Genomic DNA, 19,559 nt, shown 5'->3' on the forward strand with positions numbered 1-19,559 from the left:
ACTGGGGGGTCCTGCGCCCCAAGCACACACAACTGATCGGCGAGCAACTGGGCAAGAGCTGCCGCCGCGCCGACAGGGTCGCCAACCCGGCCAGTCCACTGGGCGAGATGGCCCAGCACGCGCAGCCGATCAGTCTGAACCGCCCCGGGTTCGGTAGTCGACCACCGCGCTGGGGACAGCAGCCCATGCCGCGCTACCCCCAAAAGGGACAACGAATCGGCTCGAGACACCGTCGGCCTGGACCCGTCGGCGTCGTCCCGGCCCCTGTCCGGCCCCCACCAACCCTCACCTGACCATTACCACCCACTCCTACCCGAGATCCGGCCTACCCGCAGCTCAGTTGCTGTGCGCTGCGAGCCGCCTGCGACCAGATCGGGCTACTGCGATGGCCCGTGTGGGAAGACTGCATCCTGTACGAGGCACGGGAGGCCGCCGACCCGGTCCATCTCGTCGAACACTTCCGGGATCGACACCGCTGTTGCGGACATGTCCGGGTCCAGCTCGAAGGACCGGAGGGTGAGCTGCACCTGGCCGACCGGAACCGCGGCGGCGATTGCTTGTTCGAGCCGGTGCTTGCCGATATAGCACCAGGGGCAGCCCAGATCGGTCCACAGCTCGATGATCAGAGGGTGGTCGGTGTCCGGCGTCGATGGCTCGGACGACGTGGAAGTGGACATGGAAGCCTCATTCCTGTGCGGGGGTCTTTCCCGAAAGGTGTGGGCACGGAGACGGCCGCGGCGGGGTGGCTGGGCGGTGACGTACGGTCACCCGGCGGATCGGCGAGCCGGCGGCGCCGTGGTTCCGTAGCCGTGCATCGAAAGAGGGGACAGGACGGGCCGGGGGAACTCGGCACTGGGGATGGTGGCGAGTACGGCCCCGCCGGGGCGTGTGCAGCGAAGGGCGCCTGTTCCGGACTCTACGACGCGGTCTGGAAAGCTTCGGCCAGCTTGCGGGCCTGCTCATGGGAGTCCGCCAGGGACGCCTCGTGCAGCGGTATGAGTTCGGACATGTAGGGGACGACGGGGGCGAGGGTGAGCTCGGGAGTCAGGACGCTCACGTCGAGGCCCAGCGTCTGCGGGTGCGCCAGGACGGTTTCCAGGGTGGGGACCACATGGTCCATGCCGTGGTTGGGGGTGCCGGGGCCGTAGCCGCCGCCACGGGCGGATATCACCAAGGCCGGGCGCCCGGCGGCCGGAGGACCGTCGGGGAGGGCCATCGTTGCGCCCACCACCATGATCTGGTCCAGCCACGCCTTGAACACCGAGGGTATCGAGTAGTTGTACATCGGCACCGTGAACAGGTAGGTGCTCGCACCGAGGAACTCCTCGATCAGTTCTTCCTGGATCGCCGCGGCGGCGGCCTGCTCCGGAGTGCGCGCGGCCTCGTCCGCACTGCGCGAAGCGATGCCGGCGGCGGTGAGGTGAGGCACCGGTGCGGCTCCGAGGTCACGGTGGATGACCGGCCCCCGCCAGGAATCCCGAAAAGACTCGGCGACCTGCCGGGACACCGAGTCGGTGCCCAGCGAGGAGGAGTCGATGTGCAGGAGATAGGTCATGAGGGCGCCTCCAATTCTTATCATTTGTGCGCAGCGCCATCATGCGCCAGTATGGGAGCCTCTACAAAAGGCACACTCGTGTCCGTATCGGAAGGGCGTGTGCGTCATGGACACCGCTGGAGCAGCCGCGAACACGACGCCGGCGGGGCCGTGTGCTCGTATTCCGGCAGGGCAGTCCGACTTCGTCCGCGAGATCCTCGACCGTGTCGGCGACAAGTGGACTCTGCTCGTGATCGCCACTCTGCAGCACGGGGTGCGTCGCTACTCCGATCTGCAGCACACCGTTCCGGGGATCTCCCAGCGCATGCTCACCCTCACGCTGCGGCAGCTCGTTCAGGACGGCCTGATCACCCGAACCGCGTACGCCGAGGTGCCGCCACGTGTCGAGTACGCCCTCACGCCCCTCGGCATCAGCCTCCTCGATATCGTCGGTTCCCTGATCGACTGGGCCTCGACCCATCACGACGAGATCCGTGATCACCGCACTCGGTTCGGTCAAGCGACTACGAAGCCGACGAGTTGACCAGCCCGAGAGCAGCCCGAGAGCAGCCGGAGCAGGGCAGTCTGCTCGTCGGTCAGCTCGCCCTCACGCCTGGGGCCTCGTTAATCAGTCACCCGCTCAACGTAGCGACGCCGGTCATACTGCGTCCGGCGAAGCGGCCACGTTCCCCCGGATCACGCGGTGTGCTCGTCCTCGCGCCGGAGCTGGCGGGCGCGGGCGCGGCCGGCCTGCTCCATCTCCTCCTCGGTCAGCTCCTTCTTGTGTGCCAGCCGTACGGCGGGGCGCCGTAGGCGTACTGGCCCTTCTCCCCCTTTGATCGGCGGCCGCGGCGGAGCTTGGCGGCGGTGGCCAGCTCGGGCCGCTCGTCGCCTGCGACCGTGCCGGACACGGCCTTCTCCACGAACAGCTTCACGAGGCGGTGTCCGTGCTCGCGCGTCCAGCGGCGCACGATGCGCTCCTGGTCCTCCAGCCCGAATCCGTCCAGCTGACCGCCGGTGGACACGCGGATGTACCCCGCGAGCCGCATCTGATCGCCTCCAACGCGCTGACCTGCACTGTCACGGATACTGCGACGTCGGATACCGCCTGAGAATCCGTCACGCCAGCTCTGGGCTCTGGAGACGGGGAGCGTATCCGGGACTGGGGACGGGGCCGCGACGTTCGCCCCGGCCAGGGCCGCTACCGCCGCCCTCGCCCTCCTCCGCTTCGAGCCATTGCTCCTCGGACTCGCCCGGCCGACGCGGACGAGCTCCGCCGCCGATCCGACCACGAACCCCTCATTTCCCGATCTTGCTCGTCAATCGGTCGATAGATGAGCAGCGGGATCCCTCACATGAAGCGAACCGCAAAGAGTTCTTCGCGAAGGACTCTTTGCGAAGAACTCTTTGCGGTTTAGTCTGTGCGGTGTGACTGACGCGATGAAGAGGCCAGGGGGCCCGAACGTTGAAGAGGACTCCGTTGTTCTGGATGCCAAGGGGCTGCGTGCCATGGCGCATCCGGTGCGTGTGCAGCTGGTTGGGCTGCTGCGGAAGTACGGCCCATCGACAGCTACCCGCCTCGCGGAGCGGCTGGGTGTGAATTCCGGGACGGCCAGCTATCACCTGCGCCAGCTCGGCGCGGCTGGTTTCGTTGAGGAGGACGCTGAGCGTGGCAACGCGCGAGAGCGCTGGTGGCGTTCCGTACATCAGATGACGGAGCTCAACGACCGGGAGCTGCTTGTTCGAGAGCCCGAGGCGACCTTGGCCTTCCTGCAATCCGTCGTCACCACTTACACCTTGCGCACTCAGCAGACGCTGAACGAGTTGCAGACGATGCCCCGCGCGTGGCGGGACACCGTCGACATGAGCGACTGGGCCTTGCGGCTCACGCCCGAGGAGGCGCTCGCCTTGCGGGAGGAGTTGAGGGTTGTCATCTCCCGGTACCGGAGAGATACGCCCGAGGCAGCGGCCAGTGCCCCCGAGGGAGCCGAGCGGGTTGGCGTCATCACGCACATCCTGCCCGAACTGGATGCGCCCTCCCCGTCGGAAGTGCACGCCGGTACTGAGTCCGCGGCAGGGACGGAGACGTCGTGACAGGGGACGCTCCAGGGACTGACGGCAGGTCCGGGAAGCGGTCCTTACGGCCTCTGGGTGGGGTGCTGGCGGCCATGGCAGTGGCGCTGACCGGTACGCGGGTGGCGGCGGTCGCGCTGCCCTGGTTCGTACTGGTCATGACCGGCAGCGCCACCCAGACCGGGCTGGTCGCCTTCTTCGAGATGGCCCCCTATGTGGTGGTCAAGGCGCTCACCGGACCACTGGTGGACCGGGTCGGCCCACGGGCCGTTTCCTGGACCACGGACCTCGCCAGCGCGGCCGCTGCCGCCGCAGTCCCCCTGTTCCACGCCCTGCACCTGCTGTCTTTCCCTCTTCTGCTGGCCCTGGTTGCGGTGATCGGCGCCGCCCGCGGACCCGGCGACCTGGCCAAGGAAGTCATGGTCCCGGAAGCGGCTGAGCGCAGTGGGGTGCCGCTGGAGCGGGCCACCGGCCTGTCCGGTGTGACCGAGCGGCTCGCTTCCACCGTCGGCCCGGCGGCCGGGGGCGTCTTGGTGGCGTTGCTCGGCCCCTTGACGGGTCTTGTCGTGAACGCGGGCTGCTTTGCTCTCGGATCGGTGATCATCGCATTGGCTCTGCCTCGCCACATGGGAGAGCCGGCCGGGGGCGCCTCGTCGCAGGCCGGAGAGGCTCGAGCGGGCTACTGGAAACGTTTCGGCGAAGGCTTCGCCTTCCTGCGCGCCGAGCCGTTGCTGCTCACCGTCATCATCATGGTGGGCATCACCAACCTGCTCGACGCGGCGTTCATGACGGTTCTCATGCCCGTCTGGGCCAAGGAGTCCGGCAGCGGGCCGACCGCGATCGGTCTCACAGGCAGCGTGATGGGGGCCGCTGCGGTTGCGGGGAGCCTGATAGCCGCAGTGGCCTCGCACCGGCTGCGGCGCAGGGTCGTGTTCTTCACCGGGTTCCTGTTGGCCGGGGCCCCGAGATTTCTGATCCTCGCCTTCGACGCCCCGCTGGGAGCGGTACTGGCCGTCTTTGCCGTCAGTGGATTCGGTGCGGGCTTCCTCAACCCGGTGATCGGGGCCGTCCTCCTCGAACGGGTGCCCCGCCGGATGCTGGGCCGGGTCAACGCGCTCGGCGACTCGTTGGCCTGGGCAGGTATCCCTCTCGGTGGGCTGATCGCCGGTGCGGCGGTGGCCTCCGTCGGCCTCTTGCCGGTACTGCTCGCCTGCGGGGCCGCGTACTTCCTCACCACGAACCTGGCAGGACTACGGCCGGAGTGGCGCGAGATGGACCGTCCGGGTGGGAGAGGCGTCCTGAAGCGGCACCCCGAGGAAAACGCTCCACGAAACAGCGCGGATGCCACGACATGACGTTCACCGGAGTGCGGGGCTGTCCCCTGGCTGTGCAACTGAGGTGGGGAGTTGGCTGTGACGCTGGTTCAGTGGCTCCGGCCTATTGGCTTCGAGCGGCCCCAGTTGGTGGGGATCTCAGAGGGCGTTTGATCTAGATGGATTGCCCTTAACGATCAGATGACCGCCGGGAACGGTCTAGTGGTGCAGGAGCCACCAAACACCTCCTGCAACGATCAGCACGGAAACCAGAACAACCGCTGCTCGGAGGAACCCTCTACGTCGCGATCCCGGCGTGCTGGCCGGCTGCCCCGTCGGCGCATTCCACCGTTGAACGTTGGGGGGCTCCGGGGGTCCCCATAGGTCCCTGGTCTCCAGGCCTTCGGCGTCCTGGCGGGCGCGTCGCAGGAAGCCGGAGGCCTCGCGCTTCCAGCGGATCCCGGCAGGATCCGTGAACTCCAGGGTGATATGCCTCTCGCTGTCGGTCGCATTGGACTCCGCGGGCGGCAGTTGGGCGTACTCATGCCTGTTGCACATGACAAAGGGGAATTCGCCGATCACTTCGCCGCGGAAGGACACGCGCACGTCCATGATCGGCTGGGCGCCCTGGTACTCGATCTCGACTCGCCGGGCGAATTCGTTGGTCAGTGGGTGCTGAAGTAGATCTACCTTGGCGTGGGCCATGGATGTCCACCCCCGTTCGCGGATCGCGGCAGCCTCACTCTCCTGCCGAACCTTGTGCCGATGAGCTGCGTACGTCACTGACAAGCCCCCCAGGCCGATGAGCAGGCTGAACACGGCAATGAGGTTCTGCACCATGTTCGGATTCTGGTTGGCGGTCCCCATCACGTCGTAGCGCAACCCCGGCAGGCGGTCAGGTCGCTTCAGAAGTCCCCCGGACGTCGCAAGCCGTGCCTGAACCGTCCGAGTTCGCGCCGGTCCGGCCTGATCCACAGGAGACGACCTAGCGCCGCATCAGGCAACGTTCGCCCTCTCGACGGGCGTGACTCCGTCTCGTGTGGAGCAGCAAGTCATGCGCGATGATGCGACGCGGCCCAGGATCGCTATGTGAACAGGCGGACGTCGCCGTCGCCTGATTCCGGCCCAGACGTGGCAGCCCCATGCCGCGTCTCCGCGATCTGGAAGGACCCAAATGCCGATCGTCCTCATCTCCCCCGAGTTCACACAGGAGCAGTACGAGGAGACCAACCGCAAGTTGACGGGGGGCAAGAACCGGATGGAATCTCCAGCCGACTGGCCCGTAGAAGGTTTGCTCGCACACATCGCGGGACAGGGCGAGAGCACCTTCCGCGTCGTCGATGTCTGGGAGTCCGAGGAGGCCCTCAACCGCTTCGCCGAGATCCTCATTCCGATCCTCCGTGAGGCCGGTGTCGAGGGCGACCCGGAGGTGTATCCGGCACTCACATATGTGTCCGCCTAGGTGATCAGCCGCCTCGGGGCAGTGCTGTGCCCGTCCAGCGGCCCGGATGCCGCCGACGGGAAGCCTTTTCACGCGATCGAACAGCGTCAGGTCAGCCAGTGCCGCAACAGGAAGGAGCTCGCGGCGGAGTACCGCCTGGTCATCTGGGAGCCGCAGTCCCGGGAGCCTGTCTGCCGCGGGTGTGAACCACAGGGTGCTGCGCTGGCTCAGGCCACGTTCGCGCGGGTGACGACCGCGCGGAGGCGTTCGTCGGCAGCGTGCTTGTTCCGCCAGATGATGTAGCGGCGGATCATGCTGCCCTGCTCCTTGTGGCTGGTGTGGTCGGTGCCGTCCAGCGCGAAGTAGCGCCGGGCGGTGAACTGGGCCTCGATGCGGTTCAGCCAGGAGCTGTGAGTCGGCGTGTAGGCGAGCTCGACGTTGTGCGCCGCGGCCCAGTCGCCGACCCGGCTGTCCTTCTTCGTGGCCAGGTGCGGGGAGAAGTTGTCGAGCACGACCGCGATCCGGACCTGAGGCGGGTAGAGGCTGCGCAGGTAGCGGCGGAACTCCAGGAACCTCGTGCGGTGCTTTCTCGGCTTGATATGCCCGTAGAGCCTGTCCTTGCCCAGGTCGTAGGCGGCGAACAGGTGTCGGACCCCGTGCGGGCGGGTGTAGGTCGCCAGTCGGCGGGGCCTCGGCTCCCGGCCGGGGTCCTTGTACTGCCCTCCGCGCTCAGCCCACTGCCGCCCCGGGTGGGGCTGGAGGTTGAGCGGCCCGAACTCGTCCAGAAGACGACTTCGGGCTCGCCGTCGTCGGGTATGACCTCTCTGTCGACGATCGCGTAGAGGTGCTCGACCCTGGCCTTCTTGGCGGCGTAGTCGGGGTCGCGCGAGGTCTTCCATGTCTTTATGTGGCCTTGTTCACGGCTTGTGAAGCCCGTTGCTCACGGGTTTGGGAGGCACCCGGATCCACGGTCGGGTGATGTTCACGAGTTTTGGGCTCTGGCACAGATCTTGGGGAGCGGTAGCGGAGGGTCACCGCGGTGTTCGATTGTGCGGCTTTGGGTCGCGTGAGACCGCGTGCCCCGACCGCCGGACGGGCGAGAGTGACGCTCCGTCAGGTATGTGTCTGGTCCTGCCATGAGCCGTGTTGGCCGGTGACCGTGCTGGTCATGCAGGCCGACACAACGTTCTGGGATTCGCTCGTGTTCGACGGGATCGACGGCCTCGAGGTCGAAGCGGTGACCGCCGTCTTCGGCACGGTCGACGTCGCGGCCAGAGGCCGGGCGGCCGGCGCGGCATGTCCGGACTGTTGCCGCTTCTCGAAGCGGGTGCACGACTCCTATCAGCGCAGACTGAAGGATCTGCCGCTCGCTGGTCAAAGCGTCGTGATCCATCTGACGGTCCGGCGTTTCATCTGCGGCACGGACAGCTGCCCGCGTCGCACGTTCGCCGAGCCGTTCGCGCAGCTGACCGCTCCATACGCTCGCTCCACCTCGCGGCTCGGTCACGTCCTGGAGCGCGTCGGGCTGGCGCTCGCCGGCCGGGCCGGTGCCCGTCTGGCTGGCCAACTGGGTTTCCACGTGGGACGCATGACCTTGCTGCGCAGGGTTATGGCACTGCCTGACCCGCAGTCCACCACGCCGGGCGTGCTGGGCGTGGACGACTTCGCGACCCGCCGGGGGCAGACCTACTCCACTGTCTTGACTTGCGGAGAAACCCATCGCGTGGTCGATGTCCTTCCGACGCGCGACTCCGGGCCGCTGGCTGCTTGGCTGACCGCTCACCCGGGGGTGGAGATCATCTGTCGGGATCGGGCGGGCGCCTACGCCGAGGGAGCCCGGCTCGGCGCCCCCGACGCGCTCCAGGTCGCCGACCGCTTCCAGTGCGCCATGAGGCGCCTTGTCGTATCCCCGACTCAGTCGGGATGAACTCAGAGGGAGGTTCTTGGGTCTGATGGCTTACCCGATCCGGAAACGGTGATGGGGACCAGAGCATGCCAGGAAATCGATGACCGGGCTCAGGTATCAGAGACGGGGTATCGAGGGACCCGCGTGACACGGTGAAAGCTGAATTGCCTGAACCTTAATTCCCAGGAGACTGAAGGTCGAGTCCGTCGGAAAGATATCTGAAACCGGCGCCGCGCTCTGCGACGGCTTTGTGGAATGGTCGACGCAACCTCCGGAGCACGGAGCGATGCCCAACGAGGGCATTCAAGGGAATGAGTGGGGCACCTACATCACGCTAGAACGTACGACAAGGACGAACATGGGATCGCCTAAGGGAAGAGATCTTCCTATGGCGACGGAGGCCCCGTAGTAGTCGCCGGAGTCACGACCGGCCAAGGAGGACGGGAAAGCCGTCCACATCGGGCGAAGGGGGCCAGGTGATCGGACACTCAAGACTTGGGAGGTATGCGAAATGCAGAGTGCCGAAACGGTGCTGGGTGTCCTCCGTGAGCGCGGCAGGCGTGGCCTGCCGTGCAACGAACTGTATCGACAGCTCTTCAATCCGCAGTTGTATCTCACGGCTTACGGACGTCTGTACTCCAACAAGGGAGCGATGACGCCCGGAGTCACTGGAGAGACCGTGGATGGCATGTCGCTGGGCAAGATCGAGCACGTCATCGACGCGCTGCGCCGCGAGCGCTACCGATGGAGCCCGGCTCGCAGGGTCTACATCCCGAAAGGGCGGGGCAGCACGAAACTGCGCCCGCTCGGCCTGCCACCCTGGAGTGACAAACTCGTCGGCGAGGTGATCCGCCTGCTCCTTGAGGCGTATTACGAGCCGACGTTCTCCAACTCCTCACACGGTTTCCGTCCCCGCCGGGGCTGCCACACCGCACTGCGCGATGTGGCCAATACCTGGACGGGCACGGTCTGGCTTGTCGAGGGCGACATCGCTCAGTGCTTCGATCGGCTTGACCATTCGGTCATGCTCCGAATCCTGGGCGAGAAAATCCACGACAACCGGTTCCTTCGGCTCGTGCATAACATGCTCAAAGCCGGATACTTGGAGGACTGGGTCTGGAACGCTACGCACAGCGGAAGTCCGCAAGGCGGGGTTGTTTCACCGATCTTGTCCAACATCTACCTGCACAAGATGGACGAGTACATCGAGAACGTTCTGATCCCGGAATACACCCGAGGCAGGATCAGGAATCCGAACCGCGCCTTCTTCAGGGTGTGGGCGGCCATGCAACGCACCCGCAAGCGTGGCGACCGCATTCAGTTACGGGAGCTGCGCAAGCAACTCCGCAGCATGCCCAGCATGGATACTCAAGATCCTGACTACCGGCGGCTGCGGTATGTGCGCTATTGCGATGACACCCTGCTCGGATTCGCCGGACCAAAGGCAGAAGCCGAGGAAATCAAGGAGCGGCTGGCGCAATTCCTCCGTGACGAACTCAAGTTGGAGCTGTCGCCGGAGAAGACGCTCATCACGCACGCCCGCACCCAGGCGGCGAGGTTCCTCGGCTACGACATCACCGTGCACCACAACGACCGCAAGATCTCCGGCGGACGGCGCTCCGTCAATGGGGTCATCAGATTGCGCGTCCCTCGTTCGGTGGTATCTGCCAAGCAAGCCCAGTACATGAAGCGTGGCAAACCCGCGCGTCGGCCCGAACTGCTGAACCAGGACGATCACGTCATCCTCAGCACCTACGGGTCGGAGTACCGCGGCATCGTCCAGTACTACCTGCTGGCCGGCGACGTTTTCCGACTCGCCCGGCTGCAATGGGTCATGGAGACCTCGATGCTGATGACGCTCGCCAACAAGCACCGCTCGTCGGTGTCGAAGATGGCCCGCAAATACGCGGCCACCATCGAGACACCGGACGGGTCACGTAAGTGCTTCGAGGCACGCGTCGAACGCATCGGCAGGAAGCCGCTGGTCGGACGGTTCGGAGGGATCCCGCTGAGACGGGATAAAAAGACGGTCATCATCGACCGGCTGCTGGCACCGGTCAACACCAAACGGAAGGAGCTGGTCACCCGGCTCCTCGCCGGACGGTGCGAGGCATGCGGGCGGATCGACGAGGTGGAAGTTCACCACGTCGCCAAGCTCGCTGACCTCGGACGACCGGGCGACCGGCCGCCGTGGGCAGATCTCATGGCCGCGCGGCACCGCAAAACCCTCGTGGTCTGCGGAAGTTGCCACGCGACCATCCACGGCAAGAAGCCTGTCCCAGTATTCACGGAGTAGTCACTGGAGAGCGACGTGCGGCGAAAGTCGCATGCGTCGTTCGGGCTGGGGGCCGTGGGAAAAGGACCTGCTCAGCAGGCACCTCGCCGACGGCCCACCAGTACTCTGTGGCAGAGCCTCGGCCGGGCCGTGGAGACCTGCGTCGCCGCCCACCGCGAGTGCCTGCCCACTCCAACACCACTCATATGCAAGGGCGTTGACTCGTCGAGCGACAACTCGGTGCGGGTCGGTCCAGATCCTGATGGCCGACGGGCTCAGCGCGAAAAGGCCACGCACGCCTTGGTCCACGAGCTGCTCGCGCAGGGGCACTCTCGTCGGGCGATCGCCCGCAATCTGGGCTGGGGCCTCAACACTGTGCTGCGATACGCGCGCGCTGCGCACTGGCAGGACACCTTGCGTGAGAACCGGCCCAGGCCCACCAGGCTGGACCCCTACAAGCCCTATCTGGAGCGGCGCTTCGCCGCGGGCTGCACGAGCGTCACCCGCCTGCACCACGAACTGCTCGCCGACAGCGCCCTCGTCACCTACCAGATCCGTGGGGCGGGTGGGACTCGAACCCACGGCCGACGGATTATGAGTCCTTCGAGGATCTTGGCGGGCATTGCCGATCAGCGCCCGTTCGTGAGGTTTTTGCTGGTCAGACGGGGCGCGCCATGTCTCCGCGCCTCCGTCTTTGTCGGTCTGTTCCTATCCTTGCGTCCCGACTGCGTCCCAACCTCGCCTCCGGACGGCCAGGAACACCAGCCTCTCGGACGATTACGCCAGCTCGGAGGCGGATTCCGAACCCGTCCGCAGCGGATTGCCCTTCCCTCGTAGACCACGTCGAGGGCAATGCCCATGCCAGCCGCCCGGGTATCGAGGCCGCGCCGTAAGTGCCTACGACATCGGCGCCGGGCATACGGGCGGGTCGGTACGACGGCTTGGTCCACATCACCGCTGGCGCCGTTGACGAAAAACGTCGGCCGGGCTTGAGTTCGGCGTCCTCGACGAGCCCGTTCCAGGCCATGACGTGCTGGTGGTCGTCGGCCCCTGGCCAGGCGGACTTGGACGTCGCCGAGGTGGCGTGACCCCGGCTGTCGGCTCAACCGCCTGGCACCCTACCCTGACGGCTCATCACCTCCAGATGGACCTCAGCTGCCACGCCCGCAGCTGGTCGAGGGTGGCGGTGCCACCCTCGGCGAAGACCTCGACGCCGGTGCTGGACGGGTCGGGGAAGATCTGGTCGGTGATCACGGCCTCGCCGTTGCCGCCGAAGACCTCGACGGACGACGAGTCGACGAGGACGCGTAGCTTGATCTTGCCGTTCTTGGGCCTCAGGGGGGCGGTCTGGACGCCGGTGGAGAAGGCGTTGTGGAAGTCCACGGCGCCGGAGCGGGAGCGGTCGACGTACAGCTCCTGGGTCGTGGTGTCGTAGCCGATGACGGTCTCCTCGCCGCCCGCACCGGTGGCCACCTTCAGGCCGAAGCGTTCGGCGTCCTTGAGAGAGAAGGTCGCCTCGATGTCGAGTGCCTTGCCCTTGGCCGTACGGCTGCGCAGGGGCTTGGAGGTGTTCTTGACGACGACGCCGGACGCCGTCACAGGGCGCTTGTTCCGAAGGGACTCCAGGCTGCCCACCGGCTTGCTGGTCAGCCGGATCTGGCCGTTGATCGTGCGCAGTGCCATGTCCCGGGGAATGCTCTGCGCGCTGCGCCAGGGGGAGGTGGGGATGGATTGACCGTAGTCCCAGTTGTTCATCCAGCCGATCATGTAGCGCTTGCCGCCCGGGGCGTTCTCCCAGGACACCGCCGCGTAGTAGTCCTTGCCGTAGTCGGTCCAGTCGGCGCGCTGTACGACGGACTTGGCGGGCTTGTCAGCGGTGGTGAACTGGTCGGCCATGACGTGGCCCCAGCCGGCGGAGTTCATGTCGACGACCTGGATCTGCGCCTTCTTACCGGCGTACGGGCGCATGTCGAAGGACGCCCAGTCCAGGGTCTCGCTGTCGGCGCCGGTCGCGCTGCGGACGACCTTGCCGTCAACGAGCAGGTCGACGGACGTCTCCTGGGAGACGCGCGCGGCCTTGGTGTCGGACAACATGATGTGGTCGACGTTGAGGTGGCCCCAGCCGCCGCTGTTGTTGTCGACGATTCTGATCTGCGCCTTCTTGCCGGCGAGTTCGCCGACGTCCCACGAGGCCCAGTTGAGTGCCTCGCCGTCCTTTCCGGTGGAGCTGCGGACGACCTGGCCGTCCACGAGGAGCTCGACGGCGGTGGGGTTGTCGGAGTCGGCCGGGTGGTTGCCGCCGCCGATGAGGAAGTTGATGTACTTCTTGTCGACGGTGAACTCGGGCGATGTGAGTGTGCCGGTGGTGGAGTCGCCGTTCAGGAAGGTGTTGACCAGCCCGTCTCCCAGGAATCCTGAGACCTGCCCCTGGTCGGGGAGGGTGCCGGTGGCCGGCGCGGTGCCGAAGGCGTCTCCGGTCTTCGTCCAGTCGCCGTAGGTGCCGCCTTCGAAGTCGGCGAGGACCGTGCCCTCGGGCGGAGTTCTGTCCATGACGGTTCCGGTCTCGTGCGGATGCCGCCCGCCACCGACCTTGAAGTTCAGGTAAGGGCTGTCCACGGTGAATTCAGGTGAGGTGAGGGTGCCGGTGGCGCCGTCACCGCCGTGGAAGCTGTTGGCGAGGCCCTTGCCGTCGAAGCCGGTGACCGCCCCCTGCCAGTCCACCGCACCGGTTGCCGGTCCCTGACCGAACGCGGTTCCGGTCGTCGTCCACGTACCGAAGTCGGTGCCCTCGAAGTCCTGCACCACCGTGCCGGCGGGCGGGGTGTAGGTGCCCTTGTCATCGGCGGTGAACTTCTTGCCGTCGAAGTCACCGATGAAGTACTGCGAGCCCGAACCGCCCGCGATACCACCGGGATTGATGTTGACGACCAGGACCCACTTGATGTTGTCCTTGTTCCCGTCGACCGCGAGGGGGAACAGGTCGGGGCACTCCCACACGCCGCCCGTCGCCCCGGCCGGCCCGAACTCGCTGAGCGGGTCCCAGTCCTTGAGGTTCTTGGACGAGTAGAAGCGCACCTTGTGTTCGGTGGACAGCGACACCGTCATCAGCCAGCTCTTGGTCGGCGCATACCACTGGACCTTGGGGTCGCGGAACTCCTTGGAGCCGATGTCGAGGACGGGATTGCCCTGGTACTTGGTCCAGGTGCGGCCGCGGTCGGTGCTGTAGGCGAGCGACTGGGCCTGCTTGCCGCCGTTCTTGTAGGCGCTGGTGTAGATCGCCACCATGGGCGGGTTCTTCTTCGTACCGAACCCGGTGGTGTTGTCCCGGTCGACGACCGCACTGCCGGAGAACACCATCTCCTCGTCGTCGTGCGACAGGGCGAGCGGCAACTCCTCCCAGTGCACGAGGTCCTTGCTCACCGCGTGCCCCCAGGACATGTCGCCCCAGGAGTTGCCGTTCGGGTTGTACTGGTAGAAGAGGTGGTACTCGCCCTTGAAGTACACGAGCCCGTTGGGATCGTTCATCCAGTTCTTCTGCGGAGTGAAGTGGAACTGGGGCCGATAGGTCTCGGAGTACGGCGGGGTGTCGGCAGCGACGGCTGAAGGAGCCAGCGGGGCTGCGGACAGGGCGCAGACGGTCGCCACCGCCGCCATCATCCGTATGCGGGCATGCCGGGATACGCGTGCAGAGCTCATGGTGTCTCCTAGTCCCGCGGCTCGTCGGCGCAGCACTGACTGCGGCCCCGGCGCGGACGGACCGAAAAGTGACATCCCAGCGGCGTCGACGTCCACGCAGCCGACTGGGGTGTCAGCGACGACGAATGTCATCGATGACAGCGAGTGCCCGATTATGAAGGGCAATCCGGCCAGTACGTCAACGGTGCGGGCGCGATTGCTCCGGTACGGGCCTGCGTTCGGTCGGGCGTCGTCGGTGGTCGCGTACTGCACCAAAGAGTTCGGCCATGGTGGGTTGGGGCCAGAAACGGCGCAGGTCAGAGCGGCGACTTGGGTGGCTACCGGGCAGGCTTCCGCGGCCTCGTGCGAGACCGAGATCGGCCGCGTTAACGAGTTGTTTCCGGGGTGTTGACCGGTAGGGCCTCGCGGTGCTTCACTTCCGGAACCGGTTCCGAAACCGGTTCCGGGACCGCTTCCGGTACCGGTTTCACGAGGGTCTGTACGATCGCCCTTCGGTGCGGGAGGAAGTCTTCCGCCTCTGCAGGAAGGGAGGGGAGGTGACATGGGAGTCACTATCGCCGACGTGGCCGCGCGGGCCGGGGTCAGCAAGACGACGGTCTCGCGGGTGCTGAACGGCAAAGGCGAGATCAACGAGAACACCGTCGTGAAGGTCCGCAAGGCGATCTCGGAGCTCGGCTATGTGCCGAGCGCCGGTGCAGTGGGGCTGGCACGAGGCACGACCCAGATGATCGGCATGCTGGTCCCTGACCTGGCCTGGGCCTGGGCCGGCATCGTGCAGGCGGTCGTCGAAACGCTGGAGACCGAGGGCTTCGGACTGCGCATGCTGACCTGGAACCACGGTGAGGAGTCACTGCGCAGGCTGGGCCTGCAGGTCGCCGCCAAGTCGTTCGACGGTCTGCTGGTGGTGGAGCCCGAGGGGGCCCTGGGATACATCACGGAGCTGCACGAAGCGGGGCTGCCGGTGGTGCTGATCGACGACCGCTTCCAGCGGCCGGGATTCCCCTATGTGGCCACCACCAACCGGGAGGGCGGTGAGCAGGCGGCGCGCCACCTGCTGGACCTTGGCCGCCGCCGACCTCTGGTGGTGACCGGTCCCGAGGAGTACGGCTGTACTCGGGAACGGCTGGACGGCTTCGTCGGTGTCTATGCGCAGGCCGGGATCGAGCTCGACCCGCGCAGCATCATCGGCGGTGACTTCCTGTTCGAGACCGCCCGGAGCGCGGTCGCGCAAGCTCTCGCGGACGGTGTGGAGTTCGACGCGGTCTTCGGGCACAACGACCCCTCGGCGGCCGGCGTGCTCGCGGCCTTGCATGAGGCCGGCCTTCGGATACCGCAGGATGTCGCCGTGGTGGGCTTCGATGACGTCGAGCTGGCGTCGTACACCTATCCGGCCTTGACCACCATCCGCCAGCCGATGCGGGAAATGGGTGAGGCAGCGGCGCGTCTGCTGCTCGACCACGTGCGCAGATCGCCGGAGGCCGCCCCCTCGCGCACCATTCCCACCAGCCTCGTGATCCGTGGCTCGACGTTACAGCCGAGCCCGAACTGACACGACGGCGTCGCGATGCGCACGTGATGGCGCCTCGCGGTCGGGCGGTGTGTCGCCGGTGAGTGACGCACCGCCCCTGTCTCCCCGAAACCCCGGCGGACCTCTTCGGCCTCGCCTTCCTCGCACCCCGTAGCGGCTGCGTCCGCGTTCACACGGCACCGCCCACCAGCACCTTTTCCGGTCGCGCGTTCCCGATCCGGGACACCGAACGGCGCGCCTGGCCCACCCCGCCCGGCCCCTACCCACTCCGCGTCGGATGCTCCAGCCTCGTCCTGCGGCTGACCGCCGATGCCGCTGTCACCGCAGACGGTCCCCACCCGTGCGCCGGCCCATCCGGGCGTCCGCCCGCTCTCACCCTTAGCCCCCCGCGCCTGTATCGCTCAACGGCAAGGAGCCGCATCATGCGTATCACCACCCGTCACACTGTCAGAACCGTCCAGATCCTGTGCGTCACCGTCACTGCCGCCCTGGTGGCCACCGGCTGCGGCCGGAGCGAGGATTCCGGCCCCGGCAAGGACGCACCCGCCGAGATAGCCGCGGGCAAGGCCAAGGGGACGGTGGTCATGTGGTCCATGGGCGACCCCGACGAGGACCTGAAGGAGCTGGCCAAGAAGTTCGAGCAGGAGAACCCGGACGCGACCGTCAAGATCACAGCGGTCCCGTGGAGCGCCGCCCACGACAAGCTGACCACCGCGGTCGCCGGCGGCAACACCCCGGACATGTCCATGGTCGGGAGCACCTGGATGGCGGAGATGGCCGCCATGAACGCCTTCCAGGCCACCCCGGCGTCGATCAAGTCGTCGGACTTCTACCCCGGCCAGTGGGGCACCACCAAGTACAAGGACACCTCCTACGGCGTCCCGTTCATCGCCGACACCCAAGCCATCTACTACCGGACCGACATCACCACGAAGGCCGGCATCAAGGGCGCCCTGGCCGGCGACCGGGCCGGATACCTGAAGGACCTGGAGGCCATCCAGGCCACCGCCGGCAAGGAGAACCCCAAGCTGCGCCACGCCAGCGGGCTGGTGATGGGCTTCAACTCCTGGATCTTCTGGGTGCCGATGGTGTGGCAGCAGGGCGGTGACATCTACGACGCCAAGACCGGGAAGTTCACCTTCGACTCGCCCGAGGTCGCCAAGGCGCTGGAGTACTACGCGAGCGTCCCGAAGCAGGGCCTGGCGCCGACCGACAGGGCGGACAACGTGCAGGGCTTCAGGGACGGGCTGATCGCCGTTTACCAGGAGGGTGCGTGGGCCGGCGGCAGCTTCCACAAGGACGCCCCGGAACTGGACGGCAAGTGGAAGACCATGCCGGTGCCGTACTCCGAGCAGCCCTCCGGGTTCGCCGGCGGCAGCGACCTGGCGGTGTTCAAGGACGCCAAGAACCCCGACGCGGCATGGAAGTTCGCCCAGTTCCTGACCGAGCCCGCCAATCTCGCGGCCTATTCCAAGGCCACCGGCAGCCTGCCCCCCGCGCCCCAGGCGTGGACGGAGGGCAAGCTGACCGAGGACGAGAACATGAAGGCGTTCGCCGAGCAGCTCGAGGTCAGCAAGGCCCCGCCCGCCATCACGACCTGGCAGCAGATCGCCGACGCCATCGACTCCGAACTGGAGAAGCTGATCCTCGGCAAGGCCAGCGTCGCCGAGGTGCAGAAGACGCTGCAGTCCAAGGCCACCAGCATCGGCACGGGCCGCTGAGCGCCACCGCCATGAGCACCCCTCGTAGGGACGGATGACATCCATGTCCACGAATACGCTCCCCGGGCGGGGCGACACCGGCAAGCAGCACACCGGGGGGCCGGAGCGGACTGCCGATCGCCGACGCCTCACGTTCCGGAGCCCGGCGCGCGGCAGGCAGGCCCGGGCCGCCTGGCTCCTCGCCGGGCCCTTCCTCGCGCTGTTCGCGGCCTTCATGCTGCTGCCGGTGGTGTGGTCGCTGCTGATGAGTTTGACCGACACTCAGAGCGCCGACCTGCGCACCCCTTTGAACGTGTCGTTCGTCGGCTTCGACAACTACGTGCGGCTCTTCCAGGACGATCAGTTCTTCACGGCCCTGCGCAACACCGCCGTGTTCGTCCTGGTGGCCCTGCCCCTCACCCTGGCCGCCGGGCTCGCCGCGGCGGTCGCCCTCGACCGGGGCATCCGCCGCTTCCGGGCCGTCTTCCGGGTCGGCTTCTACCTCCCGGTGATCACCAGCATCGTGGCCGTCGCCGTGGTGTGGAAGACGCTCCTCGAACCCCGCGCGGGACTGGTGAACCTCGTCCTGGGCTGGTTCGGGATCGACGGCCCGGCCTGGCTGGCGGACACCCGCTTCGCACTGCCCGTCATGATCCTGATGGCCGTATGGCGCAACCTGGGCACCGTCATGATCATCATGCTGGCCGGGCTGCAGTCCGTGCCCCAGTCCCTGATGGAGGCGGCAGAACTCGATGGCGCCGGGCCCTGGCAGCGGTTCTGGCGCGTCACCTTCCCGCTCCTGCGTCCCGCCCTGCTGCTCACCGCCGTCACGACCGGCATCGGCTACCTGCAGTTCTTCGACGAACCGTTCGTGATGACCGACGGCGGGCCGCTGGACTCCACCCTGTCGGCCACGTTGTACGCCTACAAACAGTTCGGCAACGGCAATTACGAGATGGCGTCGGCCGCCAGCTACGTCATCTTCGTCCTCATCGTGGCGCTGACCGTGCTGCAGTTCCGCGTGCTGCGAGACAAGGACTGACGACCCATGAGCACCCTCACCACCCTCCCCACGGCACAACCGGGCACGGACCGCGTCCTCAAGCGTCGCCGCATCCGCCAGACCTGGGGCCGGCCCTGGCTGTATCTGCCGCTCGCGGGCGCCCTGCTGCTGATGATCGCGCCGTTCCTGTGGATGCTGTCCGGCTCCTTCAAACCCGAGGCCGACATCCGCAGCGTCCCGCCCGTCCTGCTCCCCACGGCGCCCACGACCGCCAACTACGGTGAGCTGTTCAGCACGCTCGACTTCACGAGCATGTTCGCCAACTCCGTGATCGTGGCCCTCGCCGTCACCGCCGGGAACCTCATCTTCTGCTCGATGCTCGGATACGCCCTGGCCAAGCTGGAGTTCCGCGGACAGCGCGCCGTTTTCCTGCTGGTCATGGGGACCCTCATGATCCCCGGCCTGGTCACCTTCGTTCCCCTGTACGTGCTGGTGTCCAACATGCAGCTGACCGGGTCCATGCTCGGGCTGATCCTGCCGTTCCTGGCCGGCCCGTTCGGGGTGTTCCTGATGCGGCAGTTCATCTCCACCCTGCCCGACGAGCTGATCGACGCCGCCCGCGTCGACGGCTGCCGCGAACTGGTCATCTTCGCGAAGATCATCCTGCCGCTGACCAAGCCGGCCCTCGCCACCCTCGGGATCATCACCTTCCTGGGCTCCTGGAACAACTTCCTGTGGCCCCTGGTCGTGGCCCAGAACGAGAGCCAGTACACCCTCCCCGTCGGCCTCGCCCTGGCCAGCAGCGGACAGTCCTTCACCCGCTTCGGCATCCTGCTCGCCGGCGCCGTGGTCGTCCTGCTGCCGGTGATGATCGTCTTCCTCCTCTTCCAGCGCCAGTTCATCGCCGGCATCGCCACCACCGGCCTGAAGTGACACCTCTGCTCCCACCGCGCCGCCCCCTGCCGCACCGGTTCCGCCCGGGGCGGCGGGCAGGCAGCGCACGAGCCCCGCCGCGCCGGTCCGAGCTCCACCACGGCAGACGGCAGCGTCCTTGCGACAAAGCGCTCGAAGTCGCCAACCAACTCTCTGA

At 66.9% G+C, this 19,559-nt stretch carries 15 protein-coding genes and 1 pseudogene; 10 read left to right on the forward strand and 6 right to left on the reverse strand.

Translation table 11 applies throughout. The features are described from left to right. Positions 1-377 precede the first annotated feature (377 nt). Both SGFS_RS08420 and SGFS_RS08425 read right to left on the reverse strand, forming a co-directional pair. Positions 378-677: a DsbA family protein gene (locus SGFS_RS08420; protein ID WP_286249040.1), complete on the reverse strand. Its 300-nt coding sequence runs from the start codon at positions 675-677 to the stop codon at positions 378-380. A gap of 239 nt (positions 678-916) precedes the next feature. Beyond that, positions 917-1,555, reverse strand: a complete 639-nt coding sequence (locus SGFS_RS08425) for an FMN-dependent NADH-azoreductase (protein ID WP_286249042.1) — start codon at positions 1,553-1,555, stop codon at positions 917-919. A 106-nt stretch (positions 1,556-1,661) separates the two neighbouring features. Here SGFS_RS08425 and SGFS_RS08430 point away from each other — a divergent pair, with 106 nt between their 5' ends. Then, the gene (locus SGFS_RS08430; RefSeq protein WP_286249043.1) at positions 1,662-2,078 is read left to right on the forward strand and encodes a winged helix-turn-helix transcriptional regulator; all 417 of its coding nucleotides are present in this window, start codon (positions 1,662-1,664) and stop codon (positions 2,076-2,078) included. A gap of 226 nt (positions 2,079-2,304) precedes the next feature. Here the strand turns inward: SGFS_RS08430 and SGFS_RS08435 are convergent, their stop codons facing one another. Next, entirely contained in the window at positions 2,305-2,583 is a 279-nt protein-coding gene (locus SGFS_RS08435; protein WP_286249044.1) for a recombinase family protein, read from the reverse strand. A gap of 379 nt (positions 2,584-2,962) precedes the next feature. Here SGFS_RS08435 and SGFS_RS08440 point away from each other — a divergent pair, with 379 nt between their 5' ends. Next, positions 2,963-3,628 (forward strand): ArsR/SmtB family transcription factor, encoded by a 666-nt coding sequence (locus tag SGFS_RS08440; RefSeq protein ID WP_286249045.1) that lies wholly within the window; start codon positions 2,963-2,965, stop codon positions 3,626-3,628. A 74-nt stretch (positions 3,629-3,702) separates the two neighbouring features. Continuing rightward, the gene (locus SGFS_RS08445; RefSeq protein WP_286249047.1) at positions 3,703-4,962 is read left to right on the forward strand and encodes an MFS transporter; all 1,260 of its coding nucleotides are present in this window, start codon (positions 3,703-3,705) and stop codon (positions 4,960-4,962) included. A 177-nt stretch (positions 4,963-5,139) separates the two neighbouring features. Here the strand turns inward: SGFS_RS08445 and SGFS_RS08450 are convergent, their stop codons facing one another. Then, complete coding sequence (locus SGFS_RS08450; RefSeq protein ID WP_286249049.1) at positions 5,140-5,760, reverse strand: hypothetical protein; 621 nt, start codon at positions 5,758-5,760, stop codon at positions 5,140-5,142. Between the two features lie 334 nt (positions 5,761-6,094). Here SGFS_RS08450 and SGFS_RS08455 point away from each other — a divergent pair, with 334 nt between their 5' ends. Then, the gene (locus SGFS_RS08455) at positions 6,095-6,382 is read left to right on the forward strand and encodes a hypothetical protein (RefSeq protein ID WP_067010458.1); all 288 of its coding nucleotides are present in this window, start codon (positions 6,095-6,097) and stop codon (positions 6,380-6,382) included. 206 nt (positions 6,383-6,588) lie between these two features. On the opposite strand, the pseudogene SGFS_RS08460 reads toward SGFS_RS08455, so the two are convergent. Continuing rightward, positions 6,589-7,268 (reverse strand): annotated as a pseudogene (locus SGFS_RS08460) (transposase); the annotation flags it as partial. Positions 7,269-7,514: 246 nt separating this feature from the next. Between SGFS_RS08460 and SGFS_RS08465 the strand changes: the two are divergent. Beyond that, the gene (locus tag SGFS_RS08465; protein ID WP_286249059.1) at positions 7,515-8,288 is read left to right on the forward strand and encodes an ISL3 family transposase; all 774 of its coding nucleotides are present in this window, start codon (positions 7,515-7,517) and stop codon (positions 8,286-8,288) included. A 490-nt stretch (positions 8,289-8,778) separates the two neighbouring features. Next, the gene (locus SGFS_RS08470) at positions 8,779-10,563 is read left to right on the forward strand and encodes a reverse transcriptase/maturase family protein (protein WP_286249061.1); all 1,785 of its coding nucleotides are present in this window, start codon (positions 8,779-8,781) and stop codon (positions 10,561-10,563) included. Between the two features lie 1,113 nt (positions 10,564-11,676). Here the strand turns inward: SGFS_RS08470 and SGFS_RS08475 are convergent. Continuing rightward, positions 11,677-14,238, reverse strand: coding sequence for a GH32 C-terminal domain-containing protein (locus SGFS_RS08475; protein WP_286249062.1), 2,562 nt, complete (start codon positions 14,236-14,238; stop codon positions 11,677-11,679). 541 nt (positions 14,239-14,779) lie between these two features. On the opposite strand from SGFS_RS08475, the gene SGFS_RS08480 reads away from it, so the two are divergent. The 4 genes from SGFS_RS08480 to SGFS_RS08495 all read left to right on the forward strand — a co-directional run bounded on the left by SGFS_RS08480 (position 14,780) and on the right by SGFS_RS08495 (position 19,402). Then, on the forward strand, positions 14,780-15,787 hold the full coding sequence (locus tag SGFS_RS08480; RefSeq protein ID WP_286249064.1) for a LacI family DNA-binding transcriptional regulator: 1,008 nt from the start codon (positions 14,780-14,782) through the stop codon (positions 15,785-15,787). 401 nt (positions 15,788-16,188) lie between these two features. Continuing rightward, positions 16,189-17,487, forward strand: coding sequence for an extracellular solute-binding protein (locus tag SGFS_RS08485; protein ID WP_286249067.1), 1,299 nt, complete (start codon positions 16,189-16,191; stop codon positions 17,485-17,487). 34 nt (positions 17,488-17,521) lie between these two features. After that, entirely contained in the window at positions 17,522-18,508 is a 987-nt protein-coding gene (locus tag SGFS_RS08490) for a carbohydrate ABC transporter permease (RefSeq protein WP_434026559.1), read from the forward strand. Positions 18,509-18,514: 6 nt separating this feature from the next. Beyond that, the gene (locus SGFS_RS08495; RefSeq protein WP_286249070.1) at positions 18,515-19,402 is read left to right on the forward strand and encodes a carbohydrate ABC transporter permease; all 888 of its coding nucleotides are present in this window, start codon (positions 18,515-18,517) and stop codon (positions 19,400-19,402) included. Positions 19,403-19,559 lie beyond the last annotated feature (157 nt).

Source organism: Streptomyces graminofaciens (genome assembly GCF_030294945.1).
In the GTDB taxonomy this organism is placed as follows: Bacteria; Actinomycetota; Actinomycetes; order Streptomycetales; family Streptomycetaceae; genus Streptomyces; species Streptomyces graminofaciens.